The organism is Prochlorococcus sp. MIT 1300 (genome assembly GCF_034092375.1).
Classification (GTDB): Bacteria; Cyanobacteriota; Cyanobacteriia; order PCC-6307; family Cyanobiaceae; genus MIT-1300.
Genome location: NZ_CP139302.1, coordinates 131,743 through 149,869, shown reverse-complemented (window position 1 = coordinate 149,869; position 18,127 = coordinate 131,743). Strand labels below are relative to the sequence as shown.

Here is an 18,127-nt window from a genome sequence, read left to right as displayed (position 1 = left end):
ATTAACTGTCTTCTTCACAGGGCATCAACAAAGCACGTAATCTTCTACTAAAAGACTCCATTTGAGAGCCATCCTTTGGGGGGGTACATCTTTCACCAGTAGCTCCATCCATCCAAATAGGATGTTGTCCATGCCAAAGGATTGGCCTATTTACATAAGTCAGCCAACTCAACATCAGATTCAATTCCTTTCCACTGCGATAAATTTCTAATTCAAGATCCTGTTCTACATATCTCTTACCCTCACGGTCTCTACACTCAACACGAATTGTCAGATCAAAGAATTCTTTCTTAACAAGAGAGAGTGAAGTATCTGATTCACTTAAATCAAGAATTGATTGGTCCTCAACAACAACGGCAGCATGAACCCATGGTTTAAAAGAAACATCGGCGGCAGAGGCAACCAATGCACAAAGCTCTGAAATATATCTAATGGATTGCACTAATTGAACGAATAAGAATTCTTATAGGACCAGCGCGGAATCCCTCATTCAGTTCACCAGGCTGCCCAAACTTAGAATGAAGTAGTTGCAATTGTGTGATAGTCGACTTATTGAAACTAACAGGGAAATTTACAGGTTTTGCGCGAATGGTTGGTTCCAAAGAACTAAATGGGACTTGAAAATTTGTTGTCCCTTTTGAATTAGTAGGAACGGAAGCAATCCAACGGATACCTCCTTGAATCAATTCAGAAAGGCCAAAAAATTTATCTCGGCAAGCCAAAGCAAGCTTAAGGGTCCTTCCTTCCCCATCAACTTCTAACTGAAGAGCACGATATGAAGACAAATTTAAAGGAGGTAAAATTAAAGGAGATTTACAACTCACAAAGCCCCCTCCATCTTCAATTAATTCACCTTCTAGTAAAAGACCATCTTCACAGACATGGCAAGTTGCCTCACTACTCCCTCCCATTATTGAATCATTAAGTGATGTCCAAGCATTGAATCGGTTCACATCAAAAAGAACCATTGGGTCTGACTGAGCCGGCAATAAGTCTTCTTTCACATCCAGTAAATAGTATGTTGGGAAATAAAGGTAGTAATTAAAGTAAGAATATTCAAAGCCCTTCTGATGCAAATTGATCTGCCAATACCAATATTTCAGAAGTAGGATTTACCAATCTTCCAGGTGTTCTTGAGGGAGGTTCATTGGGGTCCATCAAGCGTCTTATTGCTGTTTTCTTATTGCTACCTGCAACTAGAAAAATCACCTTACGCGAAGCACTCAATACGGGCTCAGTAAGAGTAATTCTTTTCATACCATTACCATTTCCGACAGTTACCCACTCATTCTTAACATTTAAAGAATCTGTTCCAGGAAATAGCGAAGCTGTATGACCGTCTGTGCCAAGGCCCAAAACAGTCAAATCAAAAAGTGGAGGGTTTCCTAAACAAGTTTTCTCAATTAATGAGGCATATGCTTTCGCACTATCCTTAGGACTAGGAAGGTCAATTGTAGGAACTTCATTAAAAACTGCTTTTGAGGCCAAGCCTCCTGAAAGTAGTGTTCGTTTGATCATTAGTGCATTACTTGTCTCACTTAGAGGATCAACCCAACGCTCATCTCCCAAGAAAATATCTACGCGATCCCAAGGGATGTGCTCTTCACCCAGAAAAGAATATGCAAGTTGAGGTGTAGATCCACCACACAATGCAATTTGAGCACGATCTCGTTGATCTAAAGCTAGATCTATGTAGGAGGCGATAGTTTCAGCAGCTCGTCTAGCGAAGTCATCTGAATTAGTTGCCTTTTCGAGATGATAAGAAGCCATAAAAGAAAATCAATCAAGCCAATGGGTGTGAAAAGTACCTTCCTTATCTACTCGTTGGTAGGTATGAGACCCAAAACAATCTCGCATTGCTTGCACTAAGTTTTGAGGTAAGCGAGCCGTTCGATAACTATTGATGTAGTCAAGAGTGCTGCTTAAACAAGGGACTGGAACACCATTTGCTGCGGCAATAGCAACAATCTTCGATAAACCAACAAGTCGAATCTTGACCTGTTCAGCGAACCAAGTATCTATCAATAAGTTGGATAGCCCTGGATTCTTAGTAAATGCCTCTTGAATCCGGTTGAGTAAACGAGATCTAATAATGCAACCACCTTTCCAAATTTTAGCGATATGAGGCATAGAAAGCTCGTAGTTGTATTGATCAGACCCAACCCTCAATAAATCCAAGCCCTGGGCATAACTTGCAATACTTGCCAACACAACTGCATCAGTCAAATTAGAAATGTCTTCTTGAGAGCAATCGAAATCAAAAACGGTATTAGGTCCACTAAGTGTCGACTCAGCAATTTCCCGATCGCTCTTCAATGAACTCATAACACGAGCATTTAAAGAAGCATAAATAGTCGGAACAGAAGCACCTAATTCAAGAGCACTCATAACAGTCCAAAGCCCTGTTCCTTTCTGACCAGCTTTATCCAAAATTTTCTCAACAACGTAAGAATTGTCTTCAGGATCCTTTGTTCTCAAGCAGACTTCTGTTATCTCTACAAGGTAAGAGGAAAGTTCCTCAGTTTTATTCCATTCAGCGAATACATCAGCAATCTCAGGGCTATCAAAGTTAAATACACGCTTCATCAAGTCATATGCTTCAGCAAGAATTTGCTCGATGCCATACTCAATACCGTTATGGACGGTTTTAACAAAGTGTCCTGATCCTCCTGGACCTATGTATGTAACACAAGGGCCATCTTCTACTTGGGCTGCCATTTTGGAAACCAAAGCTTCTATTGCTTCATAAGAAGCTTTGGTGCCACCTGGCATCATGCTTGGACCTTCTAAAGCCCCCTTGGCTCCTCCAGAAACACCCATGCCTATATAACCAAAACTCTTACTCTCCAGTTCAGCGACTCGACGTTCAGTGTCACGGAATTCCGAATTGCCTCCATCTATAAGTAAATCACCCTCTTCCAAATATGGAGAAATTTGCTCAATTACGGCATCAATTGCAGAACCTGCCTTAATCATCATCAAAATGCGCCTTGGACGTTCCAACTTGTTGACAAAATCTTTAAGGTCTACTGCACCTTGAATATCTCTCCCAGCAGCAGAACCACTAAGAAATTGTTCAGTTTTTGAAAAAGTTCTGTTGTACACGACGCTGGAAAATCCATTCCGCTCCGCATTGAGTACAAGGTTCTCCCCCATAACTCCCAGACCAATCAAACCGAAATGTGCCTTGGCCATTACCAATGGGGTTTCTTACTTGCGATAGTGTGACGATTAAGGAGCAAAACTGCTGGGATATAGGCTTCAATGTCAGCGTTGAACCATTGTTAGTCTTGAAGCCTTCTGAGAGAATCAATGAGTGAAAGGTTTATTTTTTTTTGATATTGCTAAGAATTTGAAGCGAAAATCAAATAATTGTTCCATCTGAAATTGTTGCATTCTTTACGACCACTACGATTCCATTGCGAATATAAAAACCTTTATCAGGGCAATCTCCCTCCTCAACATGATCCTTATTGATAATCGTGACATTATTTCCAATACGAGTGTTTTTATCAAGAATAGCTCCTTTAACAGTTGTTCCCTGTCCAACCCCTAAAGGAATGCCCCCTCCTTTTCGTAAAAGACTTCTTTCTTCTGAAGATTCATAAAAGTCAGATCCCATTACTAAGGAGTCTTTAAGTACTACATCCCTCTCAACACGACTCCGGACACCAAGTACGCAGTGATGAATACTACAAGATTTAAGTATTGATCCTTCCCCAATAATTGATTCTGTGATTTGTGCATCAACTAATTTGGTAGGGGGCAAATATCTTGGTCGAGTATAAATTGGGAATTTCTCATCATAGAAACTAAATGGGGGTGATGGTTGTTGAGTAAGTGCAAGATTAGACTCGTAAAATGCACCTATAGTTCCAATATCTTCCCAATAATCATCAAAAACATAGCTTTTTAACTTATCTCCTCGAGATAAAGCCTCTGGAATGACCTCTTTCCCAAAGTCTTTATGACCAGGATTTTTATTAAGTAAGTCAAAAAGAGTAGCCCTACTAAATACATAAATCCCCATAGAAGCAAGATAGGGACGTTCAAGAGCATCTTCAGGCTTTAATCCAAAGCGTGAGGTATCAACAGCCATGGCTTTAAGAGAGTCCCCCTTCGGCTTCTCTCGAAACTCTTGAATATTGCCTTCCTTATCAGTCCTCATGAGGCCAAAAGCTTCTGCTTGTTCTGCATTTACAGGAAGAGCAGCTACTGTAAGATCTGCTCCTTGGGACCGATGATGCTCAACAAAAAGGCTGTAATCCATCCTATAAAGTTGATCACCAGAAAGAATTAAATATTCGTCAACATCCCATTCTTGAAAAAGCCACTGATATTTGCGGACTGCATCTGCAGTTCCTTCAAACCACGAAGGACTCTCAGGTGTCTGTTGGGCTGCCAAGACCTCAACAAAACCTTGGCCAAAAGGTGCACTCAAGTTATAACTCTGAGTTAAATGCCTATTTAGCGAGGCGCTATTGAATTGAGTCAACACATACATCTTGTTGATGCTTGAGTTGATGCAATTACTAATTGGAATGTCAATCAGTCGATACTTTCCTGCAAGAGGTACTGCAGGTTTAGCCCGCATCTTGGTAAGAGGATAAAGGCGAGTACCAGCTCCTCCCCCAAGAATTATTGCCAAAACACGCTTCATCCAGACCCCGTAGTTTGGCGGTGTTCAACAAACCTACTGGAATTTGGTCCACAAGAGTTGAGGTTTTGGAAAGATCCGTTAAGACTGCTAAGAATTAAATTGCGAACAGGGCAAGTATTAGAACTAGTCATCTTGCTGGTCAGAATTATCAAGTGCAAAAAGGGTTTCTACCGCAAGCAATGCCTGTTGTCTTTCAGAGCGTGTCTGAGGTGCTCTTAATTTTGTTACGGGTGTATGAAGGATCTTATTAATTATCCCCTTACTAAGAGCTTCTACGACCTTCCTTTCCCTCGCGGAAAAGTCTGGTCCCATCCTACTTAAAGCCTTCATCAACTCTTCACTACGGATTGATTCCAATGAGGCTCTGAGTTTATTAATAGTTGGTACAGCCTCAAGGCTCTCCCACCATTCAAGGAATAATCGTCCTTCTTCATTAAGCAAGCTCTCTGCCTGGAGAGCTATCTGCTGCCTAGCTTCTTGATTCCTAGAAACAACTTCTTGCAAATCGTCTACATCATGGGATTCAACACCAGGCATAGCCTCTACATCTGCAGATATATTGCGAGGGACACCTATATCGATCAATCTCAAAGAACCATTAATTGAAATAGTTTTAAGGCGTGAAGCATCAATAATCGGCTCCTCAGCAGCTGTACTAGTAAAAACAAGTGATGAGGTAACAAGGGCATTATTTAACTGATCAAGAAGTCGACAATCAATTCGCATATCAGGAAAATCAGCCGCCAGCCCCTCAGCTCTTTTAAGGGTTCGATTTAAAAGAGTTACCCCAGAACAACCTTTGGCCTGAAGGTGTTGAAGAAGAAGCCTACTCATGCGACCAGCTCCTACAACAGCAACTTTTTCAGACTCAAGGCTCACCAATTCATCTAATCCTTGGGCTTGACCAAGCTTCAACTGAGCAAGTTCAACAGCGGCTGAACTAATTGAAACAGCTCCAGTGCCAAGGTTGGTTTCACTCCTTACTCGCTTACCAGTACTAACAGCCTGCGTTAAAAGTCGATTCAAGATTGGGCCCATAGACTGATATTCCTGCCCAAGGCGAACCATCTTCTTTACTTGAGAAAGAATTTGTCCTTCGCCTAAGACCAAACTATCAAGACCAGCAGCAACTCTCATCAAGTGAGAAACTGCCTCCTCTTGGTTGAAAGTAAATAAATGAGGATTAAGTTCTTCCTGAGGAAGACCTGAATGAGAACTTAAAAAATCCTTGACCGCAAAAATCCCCTTCTCTTGATTCCTAACCAATGTATATATCTCTAGCCGATTACATGTGCTGAGAATTGATGCCTCGAGGACCTGCTCATTACCCGTAAGGGTTTTAAGAGAAATCTTCATGTTCTGCTCAGGGATACTGAGTTTCTCACGGATTTCCACAGGTGCCGTTCGATGACTTAGACCGACTACGGCAATGTGCATAAATAAATACCGGAAGTCCTTTGCTTGAAAAAATTCAGCTCAAGGCGATGCTTTTAGCGCCTTCCTTGATGTGAACAGTATTGGTGAAGCGAGCAGTGTTGTCCAAGGTACTAATTACAAGACTGCTTGTACGAGTGCAATCAGTTTCAAACTTAACCCCATGGAACAGCAAACCATCTGTAATCCCGCTTCCTGCAAAGACGACATTTTCCCCTGAAGCAAGCTCCTCAGCCTCATAAATTTTATCAATATCAGTTATACCCATTTCGTTCAGACGAGAAATATTTCCCTCTTTTGTGTAATCGGCCCATTCACTTGTTTGAGCAATAGCAGGGTCATAAACCAATTGACCCTGAAAATGACCACCAAGAGCTCTCATTGCAGCAGCTGAGATAACGCCCTCGGGAGCTGCTCCTATACCCATAAGACAATGTGTTCCAGTCCCAGCAAATCCACAGGCAATAGCCGCCTGTACATCACCATCTGAAATTGGTTGAACTCTTGCACCTGTTGAACGGATTTCAGCTATTAGGTCCTTGTGCCTGGTCCTATCCATAACAACGATAGTCAGTTCACTAATCGCAAGGCCCAAACATTCACTAAGGATTTTGATGTTCTCTGTGGCGGACTTCCTAATATCAACCTTTCCTTTTGCTGAAGGTGGAGCAGCTAACTTTTTCATATAAAAATCAGGAGCATTAAATAACCCACCTCGATCGGAGGCTGCCAAAACAGCCATGGAACCTCTCTGATTGTTAGCGCAAAGGTTGGTTCCTTCACATGGATCAACCGCAAAGTCAACTCCAGGCCCCTTACCGCTTCCTACCTCTTCGCCGATATAAAGCATGGGTGCTTCATCACGTTCACCTTCACCAATAACGATTCGCCCTTGCATTGCAATCTGTCCCATGCGGTCTCGCATGGCTTCAACAGCAGCAGCATCAGCCTCGTCTTTTTTACCTAAACCGGTCAACTTTGCAGAAGCGATGGCCGCTTGCTCTACTACTTCGAGAATTTCCTGGATAAGGGTGCGGTCCACAGACTAAGCGGCGATTGGGATGTTTTTGAAAAAAGCTTTGATTGTGGCTGGGTTAATCTCTGAAAGAGAACGGATTAAACCGTTCAATTGCAGTGGCCCGATACCGCAATGGTTCTCAGCTCTTTAGCGGGGCTAACTGTATCAGTGCAAGTAACTCCAGCAGGTACTAGTACGTCCAATTCTTAGAATCGACCCCACTTCTAGAAGATCGATGAGCTCAAAGTCTCTTGTCATAGCCCCTTCAATTCTTTCAGCTGACTTCGCAAGACTTGGCGAAGAAGTAAAAGCAGTCGACGAGGCAGGTGCAGACTGGATTCATGTTGATGTCATGGATGGGAGATTTGTTCCCAACATCACCATTGGCCCTCTCATTGTTGAAGCCCTGAGACCTGTCACATCAAAACCTCTTGATGTTCATTTAATGATTGTTGAGCCTGAAAAATATGTAGAAGACTTTGCGAAAGCAGGGGCGGACCACATATATGTACAAGTTGAAGCATGTCCTCATCTACACAGAAACCTTGCCCAAATTAAAGATCTTGGCAAAAAGGCAGGTGCAGTCCTTAATCCAAGCACTCCTCTTGACACCCTCGAATACTGCCTCGAGCTATGTGATCTAGTTCTCATAATGAGTGTTAATCCAGGATTCGGCGGACAAAGTTTTATTGATAGTCAAGTTCAAAAAATCATTGATCTTCGCAAAATGTGCGATGAAAGAAATCTTGATCCCTGGATAGAAGTAGACGGTGGAATCAAAGCAAACAACGCCTGGAAGGTAATAGAAGCGGGAGCTAATGCAATTGTCAGCGGGTCAGGTGTGTTCAACCAGCCAAGCTATGCAGATGCCATACAAGGCATACGAAATAGCAAGAGGCCATAAATTATTTAAAATGGTTCGATAAAAATGTAGAATATTAAAAAAGGTTTAGGAACCAAAAAACCACCCATAACTATGGAGACCTATCCCTAATAAATTTACACCTATATAGCAAACAACTATCACAAATAAACCAATAACAGCAACAATAGCGGGCCTTCTTCCCTGCCAGCCACGAGATAGTCTTGTATGCAAATATGCTGCATAAACCAACCAACATATAAGAGCCCAAGTCTCTTTAGGATCCCAACTCCACCAACTTCCCCAAGCTTCATTTGCCCAGACAGCACCACTTATCAAACCAACAGTTAATAATAAAAAGCCGACTGTAATCGTTCGATAACTAAGACTATCCAATTGTTCAGTTCTAGATAGCTCTACTGAACTAAGGCTGATGTTTCTATCAGAAGAAGCTCCACCTGCCACAACAGTACCTTTCCTAAATCCACCTGTCCCTATAGAACTACCTCTTAATTGAAGAAACTCTCCTCTATCCGTAAATAAAACAGCGGTAGAAAGCAATGAGCCAATTAATAATGCCGCATAACTACACATAATTACACTCACATGCATGACAAGCCAACTAGATCTAAGGGCAGGTACTAGCGGCGATGCTTCCTGTAGGCGGTCAGGCAAAGCAAAACTCGCAAAGGCCACTGCTATTAATGCCATTGGAGTAGAAGCTGCAGAAACTATTGGAGAAGGCCAATTACGTTCAACCAGCAGCTGTGTAAGAGTGCAAGCCCAAGCCAGAAAACAAAGAGATTCATATAAGTTGCTGATTGGGAAATGACCTGATTGCCACCATCTAAGAGTTAATTGAGTAGTTAATGCCATGTTCGCGAGAGCGATCAAAACTCTTACCACAGAGGAACTCTGACTTCCTCCAACAGCCCAAAAAGCAAAAGGTAATGCCAGCAAAAGGACTGCAAATGCTACAAGTCCCAACGCAATCACCGGATCACCAACCACAGATGCCAAGTCCAAAGAGTTCATAACAATCTCCCAAAGCGAAAGGGATTGACAAAAGTCTGATATTCAGTTTTAGCGACTTGCTTGCCTAAGCAAAACACAACCACCAAAAAGGGATATAAACACAGGTGACCAAGCTGCAACAAATGGAATTAGGGTTCCCTTAACTCCCAAAGAGCTAAATCCAAAGCTCAATACGTAATAAACCAATATCAGAACAACACTTATTCCAAAGCCCTGGCTTCGGCTGGTACGTGTATTTGGCTTGGCTCCCAAGCTGCTTCCAATAAGACCAAAAACCAAACAAGCCATGGGCAGTGTGAACTTCTCTTGAATTCGTACTTTCATTTTCCTTGCTTGTTTTCGATTTCCTGACTCCTGATACAAGCGTTCTGCTCTTATGGCCTGGGCAACAGTCATATCGTTTGCACTTTTAGGCAGCTGAGCGACTTGTCTAGGGCCTGTCCCCATAGGATATAAATAACTATCAAAGCCAACAGTAGTAGTTGTTCCATTAGGAGCAAGAGTAAGAATTTGCCCATCAGTAAATTCCCACTTTGCCTCACTTTCATTCCAAATAGCTGTATTAGCAACAAGCATTTGGGTATAACCAAGTCTTGAAAAATCGAGAACAGTTACTCCTTTCATTTGGCTACCTCTAAATTCTTTTGCATAAAACAACTGAGCGAGTCCCTTTTTGCGTTTATCAGGTTGAGAACTAACAATATTGCCAAATCGAGAATAAATAATGTCATCTCCTTTTTCCATTGAAATGGATTTACCTAGAGCACTCTTTAGGGTTACTTCAGCAGTTCGATTTGCATTAGGCACAATTACATCATTAAAGATAAATGTAAGGCCTGTCATTAAAAATGCCAAAACCAAAGCAGGAGCTATCATCCTTCGAGTTTTTACCCCTAAACTACGTAAAGCTTTAAGCTCGCTATTTGCAGAAAGACGGCTATATGCCAACAAAGTTGCCATAAGCATTGCCATAGGAAATGAAATGACTAAAAAACCTGGCAATTTGAGTATTAAGACCTGAACAGCAACATTTAAGGGGAGGCCAGATTCAACAATCTTTCTCACTAGGTCAAACATTACTCCCACTGAAAGGGATACAGTAGTAAAGGCCGAAACGGCAAAAAATAATGGTGGGAATAACTCTCCAAAAAGCCACCTATCAATTAAAGGTATCCTTTGCAAATTAATAGAAAGAAAGTGTTTAAACCTTATGAAAGTTACCTGAAGAATTTCTTCAAGCTCAGTAAAGGTCAATATCTTCAAAGCCTAAAGTCCTCCCCAAGATAATGACGACGTACCAATGGATCGTTTGCCACATTCTGAGATCTACCCGAAGAAAGGATCCCACCCTCATTTAATATGTAAGAACGATCTGTAATTGCAAGAGTTTCTCTAACATTATGATCAGTCACCAAAATCCCCATTCCCCTACTACGTAGTGATTGAATAAGGCCCTGAAGATCTGCCACCGCCATCGGGTCAACTCCAGCGAATGGCTCGTCAAGCAATAAATACTTAGGACCTTCTGTTCCTACAGCTAAAGCTCTTGCCACCTCACAACGTCGTCGTTCGCCACCGGAAAGCTGATACCCGAATCGATTCATAAATGGCGATAGATGAAAATCTTCTATCAACTGGTCTCTCAAACCTCTAGACATGAGCCCACTCAAACCACTTTGAGCAAGAGCAACCTCTAAATTCTGACGAACAGTCAACTGCCTAAAGACACTTGGCTCTTGAGGCAAATAACCAACTCCCATGCGGGCCCTGTTTGGCATTGACAAATTAGAAACTTCAGCCCCATCTAACAAAACCTCACCCTTGTCTGGTCGAAGCAAACCGATGATCAAATTAAAAGTGGTTGTCTTGCCTGCTCCGTTTGGACCTAGCAAACCAACAACTTCGCCAGGTTTAATTTCCAATGATATATCCTTAACCAAAGGTCTCCCAGCAATCTCTAGGGCCACTTTATTAAGCAAGAGACTCATAATAATTTCATTCCTGAAATGGTTTGATTAGATCTCTACGAATAGGTAAAAGTTGCTTTTCTAGAAATGAATTAAATTCATAGCGAAATAGACAACCTTTATAGCATTTAATCCCATATAATTTAGATTTCCAACCGAAAACAACGTAACTTGATAAGGCTATAGCCATGAACATAAAGAGATAATAACAAAAAGGACTTCATTGGCAGAAAACATTTCCTTAGGGAGGAAGGGAGGAAGATCAGCCAACCCGTTAATCCTTTGCAGCTCTAATTTTCAAAGAAGGAACCGGCGACTCATCTATAGAGGCACCACTTTGTAGGAGAGAAAGTCTCTGATTAACTGAAATACAAAAACTTTCCAGATCAATACCTAGGTCTATAGATTTATTCATCCTGAGCCTACCTAAACCTTCTCCGTACAAAATCGTCGCTCCATTCTTGTTGCCGCTTTCGAGATGTAATTGTGCTACAGCAACCTGCAAAATACCCTGTATTGTAATCCTCTCAGGGCCATGCGACTCATGCCAAATTTCCTCAAAAAAGTCATGAGAGGAATACCAGTCTTTTTGGTTAAACAAATCCACAGCCTTCAAAAAGCGTGGGTCTTCTATAAGGGGAGGTTTTTCGTCAGAAAATGTATTCATTAACGTTTGGCCATCCTCTTAGAGGGTAGCTTTCTCAAGCGAATTGATTGTGGAGTAACTTCAAGCATTTCATCTGGTCCTATATACTCCAAAGCTCTTTCTAAAGTGATCTCAATTGGTGACTGTAAAGTATCTAATTCTTCTGCCCCAGCTGAACGCATATTAGTTAATTGCTTGGTCTTACATACATTAATCTCAAGATCTTGAGGCCTATTATTTTCCCCAATAATCATTCCTTTGTAAACTTTAACACCTGGCTTGATAAAAAATTGTCCTCGATCTTCAGCATTCTTTAGTGCGTAAAAAGTTGCTGTCCCTTCTTCAAAGGAAATCAAAACTCCATTACGCCGCGTTTCAAACTCTCCAATCATTGGACGATAGTCAAAAAAGGAATGGCTCATAATCCCTTCTCCTCTAGTCGCCCTTACAAATTCTCCTCTAAAGCCAATTAAGCCTCTAGATGGAACAACAAACTCCAATTGAGTCCTTCCATCACCTCCTGCCTCCATATTCTGCATTTCACCACGTCTAACACCTAGTTTTTCAATACAAGCTCCTACAGCCTGCTCTGGTACATCCATAACAAGTGTCTCAACTGGTTCGCAAGGAGTTCCATCAATCGTTCTAAAAATCACCTGTGGTTGAGAGACCTGAAACTCAAATCCTTCTCGACGCATTGTTTCGATTAAAATACCTAAATGCAACTCACCTCTACCACTCACTGCAAATCGATCTGGAGAATCAGTTTCATCTACTCGTAATGCAACATTTGTAAGTAATTCTTTCTTCAAGCGATCTCGCAGTTGTCGACTAGTTACAAACTTTCCTTCCTTCCCTGCGAAAGGAGAGTCGTTAACAACAAAAGTCATTTGCAAGGTTGGCTCATCAACCTTAATCAAAGGCAAAGCCTTAGGCTCATCAGGGCATGCAATTGTCTCTCCAATATTCACATCATCAAAACCTGCTAAAGCAACCAAGTCTCCTGCGAAAGCCTGTTCTATTTCAATTCGCTGCAACCCTTCAAACCCCAATAATTTACTAATCCGTCCTTTCTTAATAGTGCCTTTTTCTTTAATTAGACAGGCATTTTGCCCACTTTTAATCATTCCATTATGAACTCTACCAATAATAATTCTCCCCAAAAAATCTGAATAGTCTAATGTTGTTATTTGAATCTGCAATGGCTTAGTCTGATCTCCAACCGGGGGCGGCACATGTCGAAGGATTGCATCAAGAAGAGGTTGCATATCTTCACTCTTCGTTTTCATATCTGGCTGTGCAAAACCACCTAAGCCACTACCAAACAAATATTGAAAATCACACTGATCATCATCTGCTCCAAGCTCTAAAAAAAGATCAAGGACCTTATCAACTGCTGTTTCTGGCTCTACGCGAGCTCTATCAATCTTATTGACAAATACTATTGGCCTAAGGCCTTGCTCAAGAGCCTTTTTTAGTACAAAACGTGTCTGGGGCATTGGGCCTTCATTGGCATCTACAATTAATAGACATCCATCAACCATCCCAAGAACACGCTCGACTTCGCCCCCGAAGTCGGCATGGCCTGGTGTATCAACAATATTTATTTTTGTTCCCTTGTAGGTAACCGCAGTGTTTTTTGAAAGGATGGTTATGCCCCGCTCTCGTTCCAAGTCATTGGAATCCATCACACATGTGGGGACCGCCTCGTTATCGCGAAAAATACCCGACTGTGAAAGCAATGCATCAACTAGTGTTGTTTTGCCATGGTCAACATGGGCAATGATCGCGATGTTGCGAATCGATTGGGTCTGGACGCTCATCTGATTAGCAACATTGAAATTAAAAGACAGCGACTTTGGCGTAGCTGTAGCAGGCTATATCAGCATGGAATTAAATAGCCATGAAAAGATTCAGATACGTAGCGTACAAAATGAGCCTTTCAAACCCTTTATGTTGATTACGAAAGGATAGTTAGCTTTTACAAGCAAAGAGCTTGTATTCAAGGAGTAAATCTATTGGCTTCCTCAAATTCTCGGAGCGCTGCCGCAGTCCCCTCAAACCTCCAATGCCAGGGTTCATAGCTCACCTTATGGGGGTTGTTCCTAGGGAAGGACATTATGAAGTGATATTTAGCCGCATTGTTTCTAAGCCAACGAAAAGCCTCAGTGGTTTCAAACGTAGTCTCAAAATGCGTCTCGGGTCGAGTTGCGTCACCAAGATCAATCGCATAGCCGGTACTGTGCTCGGAGTGCCCTGGAGGAGCTGATACTGTTGCTCTTTCAGTGGCTGTTTGATTCCTCTCAGATTTAATTTCAAAAAAGATTTGTCTCTGCAATTCATGAGACCGGTAGGCACTTAATAGGGTCAGGTTTACTCCTGCTGCTGATGCGGCATTACGCATATTCCTTAATGCCTTAGCTGTATCAATATGAACAGAAAGGCCCGGCGATATCTCAGTTAGTAAAGAAGAGTCAACTTCTGCATAGGGGAAGTGTCCTCGTAATCGTCGATCTTCAACCAGCTCCTTAGCCGTTGTGTTTGTATTTTTTTGTGTGTTACCGAAAAGGACAAAGCCTTTTTGTAAAGAAGCTGTAAAAACGATTCCTCCCACGCTGAAGGCCATCAGTACCAAGAGCCACAACTGAGAAAGTCCTCTCCAGCGCCTGGAACTTGAACGTTTTGCGAGAGGGATTTCATCCCTCTTGATGCTCTGAGCGGTGCTAGCTCGAGCCACAGAATTGATGCATTAGATGTGTCGATCGTAACGGTCTAAGGCAATTCAATCTGCATGAATGTTTCTCGCAGTGTTAGCTTTCAAAACACAATCAAGATTGTGGTCCTAAAGAATGTTGCGTGTTGCCGTGATTGGGGGTGGTCCTAGTGGGTCCTGCGCCGCAGAAACTTTGGCTAAAGCAGGCATAAAAACCTGGATCTTTGAGCGAAAACTTGACAATGCCAAGCCCTGTGGAGGAGCAATTCCACTGTGTATGGTTTCAGAATTTGATTTACCAGAAGAAATTATTGATCGCAAAGTTCGGAATATGCGCATGATTTCACCTTCAAATCGTGAAGTGGACATAAGCCTAGACACTGTTTATGGCACTCAAGAAGAGAACGAATACATAGGAATGTGCCGCAGGGAAGTAATGGATGCGTTTATGAGAAATCGTGCAGCAGAGCTAGGAGCGACATTAATCAATGGCCTAGTTACCAAAATTGACACTGGAGCACAGCGCCAAGGGCCATACACACTTACTTATTCTGACTATTCAAATGGTGATGCCACTGGTGAAACCAAAACTCTAGAAGTTGATCTATTAATTGGTGCCGATGGTGCAAATAGTCGTGTTGCGAAGGCAATGGATGCTGGTGACTACAACGTCGCAATAGCTTTTCAAGAGAGAATAAAGCTTCCTGAAAAAGAAATGAGTTATTACGAAAACCTGGCAGAAATGTATGTTGGCACTGATGTGTCTCCTGATTTCTATGGTTGGGTTTTCCCAAAATATGATCACGTAGCTGTTGGTACTGGAACGATGCAAGAAAACCAATCGCTCATTAAAAGTCTTCAAGAAGGGGTTCGGGAAAGAGCGAAAAAAAGACTTGTTAATGGCGAAGTAATCAAGGTAGAGGCCCATCCAATTCCCGAACATCCACGCCCAAGGAGAGTAGTAGGACGAATGGCATTAGTTGGTGATGCGGCTGGATACGTAACCAAAAGTTCAGGCGAAGGGATATATTTTGCAGCGAAGAGTGGGAGAATGTGCGCAGAGCAAGTTGTTGAATCGAGCCAGGGTGGCAAGATAGTGCCCAGCGAAGGAGAACTAAAAAAATATCTCAAAAAGTGGGACAAGAAATATGGCACTACATATAAAGTCCTAGAAATACTGCAAAATATTTTCTATACAAGCGATTCTGCTAGAGAAGCTTTTGTAGAGATGTGTGATGACAAAGATGTTCAGAGGTTAACTTTTGACAGTTACTTATATAAGCGTGTAGTTGCTATGAATCCCTGGCAGCAAATTAAACTTACTTTCCTTACCTTCGGTTCAGTACTTCGTGGCAGAGCACTTGCACCGGCGCGCTACAAACCAGTACCGAGTGCCGTGCGCAATGAAGAAGAAGTAACTGCTATGTTAAAAGTAAGCACAATTAAAGGCGGTATTAAAGTAGGAGCGAGAAAAAGCTCTAAGTAAAGCAAGTTTTTACAGGTCTATAATTAACCAAAAAATCTTACCAATAAAGTTAACCAACTATTTGACTGAAATCCGCCAAAAGCCTGGCCTGATTTCTTAGCACACCTAACATGTTCAAGCGGTTCTTACGAACTTCCAAGTTTTCAGTCATTACCATTACACTTTGATCACCATCAAAGAAACACGAAAGAGCTTCTGTACTTGACTGCAAACCATCAGCCAATTGTTTATAGCCAGACTCGAGTTTTCCTACTGCTATAGGTTCAAGACTATTGATTACAGAAAGCATCTGATGCTCACTCTTCTTCTCGAATAGACTAGGATTTACTACCCCTGATGCACTCAATATATCAAGAGTAAGATCACCTTTCTCTGCCAATCTTGATGCTCGAGTTACCACAGCTTGAAGCTTAATCAACTCACCAGTTCTTCTCATGTCTGTCAGGAGATTAGCTCTTGTTCTGCAGTCTGATGGGTCAGAAAGCAATCTTTTTATCGAGGTTCCTTTCCCTGAAACTGCTTGAGCAATATCAATATCAACCCCAGCCTCCTCCAATAAAGTACTAATTCTTTGCTGAAAAAATTCTCCAATATCAATAAACAATGAAGAATGATCAATACTAAAATCAGGGAAAAGTTTTGACCAATGAATTGTAGCCAGTTGACAAACCTCATAAAGATTTAGTTTTAATCCTCTTGACCACAAAATCTGCAAAATCCCATTTCCAGCTCGTCTCAAGCCATAAGGATCAGAAGACCCACTTGGTCGCTCTCCTTTTGAATAGATGCTTATCAAAAGCTCCAATCTATCTACTAAAGCTAAAACAGCCCCAGCCTCAGACTCAGGCAGAAGATCACCTGCTCCTCTTGGAAGATATTGTTCTGAAACAGCAAGAGCAACTTCTCTTGACTCTTCCTCAGCAATTAAATATTTAGCGCCCATAATCCCTTGTAGTTCTGGGAATTCTCCAACTATCTGACTAACTAAATCATGTTTTGAAAGACTCGCTGCTCGGAGTACATTTTCAGAGACAGAGTTAGCAAGTGTTAAATGACTCAGGCACAACTGAGCTACCCATTCCAGTCGATGAACCCTATCAAGCACTGAACCAAGGCCATCGGCAAAGGTAACCTGAGCCAGTTGCTCACATCTGATCGAGCTTTTAACTGCTCTGTCAGCTTGAACAAAGAATTCCGCATCAGCAAGCCTTGCCTTAAGGACTCTCTCATTACCTCGCTTAATACTAGGTCTTGATTCCTTCAATCCATTGCCAATACAAATAAAACGGGGGAGAAGATCGTTTCTTGCCTGAAGTTCAAGTGAATCTTTAGATGCATTTTTTTTATAAAGAGGTATATAACGCTGATGAAGTCGCATTACGGTACTAAGAACTTCTGCTGGCAAGTCCAAGAAAGAATCATCCACTTCACCTTCTATAAGGTCTGGCGACTCAACTAAATCAGTTAGTTCATCTAGTAATGTTTGTGGAACATCCGCAATAGCATTGAGTTTTTCGGCTGACTTTTCAATTTCTCCTTTAATAAATTGATTGCGCTCAGTCCTTTCAACCATTACACCTGCATGTAAAAGAGAATCCAAATATGAACTTGCTGATTCGATATTTACTATGCGTTTGTGAAGTCTATGGCCTCTGCTGCTTTTACCCGCAAGAACTTTAGGGTCACCGCCATCAAGGCACACAGGAACTACTTCACTGTCTAAAAGAGAAACCAACCAGCGAATCGGTCTAGAGAAACGTCTTTCACCAGTACCCCAACGCATAAATCGCTTCCCCTGTAGAGCCGCTATCAAATTAGGAATAATTTCAGCGAGCAATTCATTCGCAGAAACCCCCTGTTCAATAACCTTTGCAAAAACGAAGGCCCCTTTTGCAGTTTCTCGCACTTCTAGATCATTGACTTCTAAGCCAAATCGCTTTGCGAACCCAATTGCAGCAGCAGTTGGAGAACCATTCACAAAGGCCGTACTCGCTGGAGGCCCTTTTCTCTCCTCTTCAAAGTCCTCAGCCTTTGAAGCCAAATCATCGACTAATAAGACAATTCGCCTAGGAGTCGCCGTTGAAAGAATTTTTCCGTAACCAAGCCTCCGCTGTTCAAAGTGTTGACTAACCAACTTTTCCAGCTGAGGGGGTGCAAGTCTTACGAAATCTGCTGGCAATTCCTCAGTACCGATCTCAAGCAAAAAGGTCGACAAGTCTGCCAAGGGCATCTGGTTGACACTGTATATAAATCGATTGGTAAAAAGTGCTGTGAACTTCGCTACCGTGTAATAGAAAAATAATGAC

The 18,127-nt window shown here is 42.0% G+C and carries 16 protein-coding genes; 2 read left to right on the top strand and 14 right to left on the bottom strand.

Annotation, left to right across the window (positions count from 1 at the left end; genetic code table 11):
• Position 1: 1 nt before the first annotated feature.
• The 7 genes from SOI83_RS00735 to glpX all read right to left on the bottom strand — a co-directional run bounded on the left by SOI83_RS00735 (position 2) and on the right by glpX (position 7,136).
• A complete protein-coding gene (locus tag SOI83_RS00735; RefSeq protein WP_320676679.1) occupies positions 2 to 442 on the bottom strand; it encodes a hypothetical protein in 441 nt (146 codons plus the stop codon).
• The gene (locus tag SOI83_RS00730) at positions 429 to 968 is read right to left on the bottom strand and encodes a CIA30 family protein (protein ID WP_320677780.1); all 540 of its coding nucleotides are present in this window, start codon (positions 966 to 968) and stop codon (positions 429 to 431) included. The genes SOI83_RS00735 and SOI83_RS00730 overlap by 14 nt, the downstream gene beginning before the upstream one ends.
• 88 nt (positions 969 to 1,056) lie before the next feature.
• Entirely contained in the window at positions 1,057 to 1,770 is a 714-nt protein-coding gene (gene pgl / locus SOI83_RS00725; RefSeq protein WP_320676678.1) for a 6-phosphogluconolactonase, read from the bottom strand.
• A 9-nt stretch (positions 1,771 to 1,779) separates the two neighbouring features.
• Positions 1,780 to 3,195 (bottom strand): NADP-dependent phosphogluconate dehydrogenase, encoded by a 1,416-nt coding sequence (gene gndA / locus SOI83_RS00720; RefSeq protein WP_320676677.1) that lies wholly within the window; start codon positions 3,193 to 3,195, stop codon positions 1,780 to 1,782.
• 169 nt (positions 3,196 to 3,364) lie between these two features.
• The gene (locus SOI83_RS00715) at positions 3,365 to 4,660 is read right to left on the bottom strand and encodes a glucose-1-phosphate adenylyltransferase (RefSeq protein WP_320676676.1); all 1,296 of its coding nucleotides are present in this window, start codon (positions 4,658 to 4,660) and stop codon (positions 3,365 to 3,367) included.
• 123 nt (positions 4,661 to 4,783) lie between these two features.
• The gene (locus tag SOI83_RS00710) at positions 4,784 to 6,097 is read right to left on the bottom strand and encodes a glutamyl-tRNA reductase (RefSeq protein WP_320676674.1); all 1,314 of its coding nucleotides are present in this window, start codon (positions 6,095 to 6,097) and stop codon (positions 4,784 to 4,786) included.
• A 34-nt stretch (positions 6,098 to 6,131) separates the two neighbouring features.
• Positions 6,132 to 7,136: a class II fructose-bisphosphatase gene (gene glpX / locus SOI83_RS00705; RefSeq protein ID WP_320676671.1), complete on the bottom strand. Its 1,005-nt coding sequence runs from the start codon at positions 7,134 to 7,136 to the stop codon at positions 6,132 to 6,134.
• Between the two features lie 211 nt (positions 7,137 to 7,347).
• Here glpX and rpe point away from each other — a divergent pair, with 211 nt between their 5' ends.
• Positions 7,348 to 8,016: a ribulose-phosphate 3-epimerase gene (gene rpe, locus SOI83_RS00700; protein WP_320676670.1), complete on the top strand. Its 669-nt coding sequence runs from the start codon at positions 7,348 to 7,350 to the stop codon at positions 8,014 to 8,016.
• Positions 8,017 to 8,061: 45 nt separating this feature from the next.
• Here rpe and ccsB read toward each other — a convergent pair whose 3' ends face one another.
• The 6 genes from ccsB to SOI83_RS00670 all read right to left on the bottom strand — a co-directional run bounded on the left by ccsB (position 8,062) and on the right by SOI83_RS00670 (position 14,359).
• Complete coding sequence (gene ccsB, locus SOI83_RS00695) at positions 8,062 to 9,009, bottom strand: c-type cytochrome biogenesis protein CcsB (protein WP_320676667.1); 948 nt, start codon at positions 9,007 to 9,009, stop codon at positions 8,062 to 8,064.
• Between the two features lie 48 nt (positions 9,010 to 9,057).
• On the bottom strand, positions 9,058 to 10,221 hold the full coding sequence (locus SOI83_RS00690; RefSeq protein WP_320677779.1) for an LptF/LptG family permease: 1,164 nt from the start codon (positions 10,219 to 10,221) through the stop codon (positions 9,058 to 9,060).
• A 47-nt stretch (positions 10,222 to 10,268) separates the two neighbouring features.
• A complete protein-coding gene (gene lptB, locus SOI83_RS00685; protein ID WP_320676665.1) occupies positions 10,269 to 10,997 on the bottom strand; it encodes an LPS export ABC transporter ATP-binding protein in 729 nt (242 codons plus the stop codon).
• Between the two features lie 253 nt (positions 10,998 to 11,250).
• Positions 11,251 to 11,643, bottom strand: coding sequence for a DUF309 domain-containing protein (locus SOI83_RS00680; protein ID WP_320676664.1), 393 nt, complete (start codon positions 11,641 to 11,643; stop codon positions 11,251 to 11,253).
• Positions 11,643 to 13,445 (bottom strand): translational GTPase TypA, encoded by a 1,803-nt coding sequence (gene typA, locus SOI83_RS00675; RefSeq protein WP_320676663.1) that lies wholly within the window; start codon positions 13,443 to 13,445, stop codon positions 11,643 to 11,645. The genes SOI83_RS00680 and typA overlap by 1 nt, the downstream gene beginning before the upstream one ends.
• A gap of 179 nt (positions 13,446 to 13,624) precedes the next feature.
• Complete coding sequence (locus SOI83_RS00670; protein ID WP_320676661.1) at positions 13,625 to 14,359, bottom strand: M15 family metallopeptidase; 735 nt, start codon at positions 14,357 to 14,359, stop codon at positions 13,625 to 13,627.
• A 112-nt stretch (positions 14,360 to 14,471) separates the two neighbouring features.
• On the opposite strand from SOI83_RS00670, the gene chlP reads away from it, so the two are divergent.
• On the top strand, positions 14,472 to 15,821 hold the full coding sequence (chlP, locus tag SOI83_RS00665; protein WP_320676660.1) for a geranylgeranyl reductase: 1,350 nt from the start codon (positions 14,472 to 14,474) through the stop codon (positions 15,819 to 15,821).
• 49 nt (positions 15,822 to 15,870) lie between these two features.
• On the opposite strand, the gene glyS is transcribed toward chlP, so the two are convergent.
• On the bottom strand, positions 15,871 to 18,051 hold the full coding sequence (gene glyS, locus SOI83_RS00660) for a glycine--tRNA ligase subunit beta (RefSeq protein WP_320676659.1): 2,181 nt from the start codon (positions 18,049 to 18,051) through the stop codon (positions 15,871 to 15,873).
• Positions 18,052 to 18,127 lie beyond the last annotated feature (76 nt).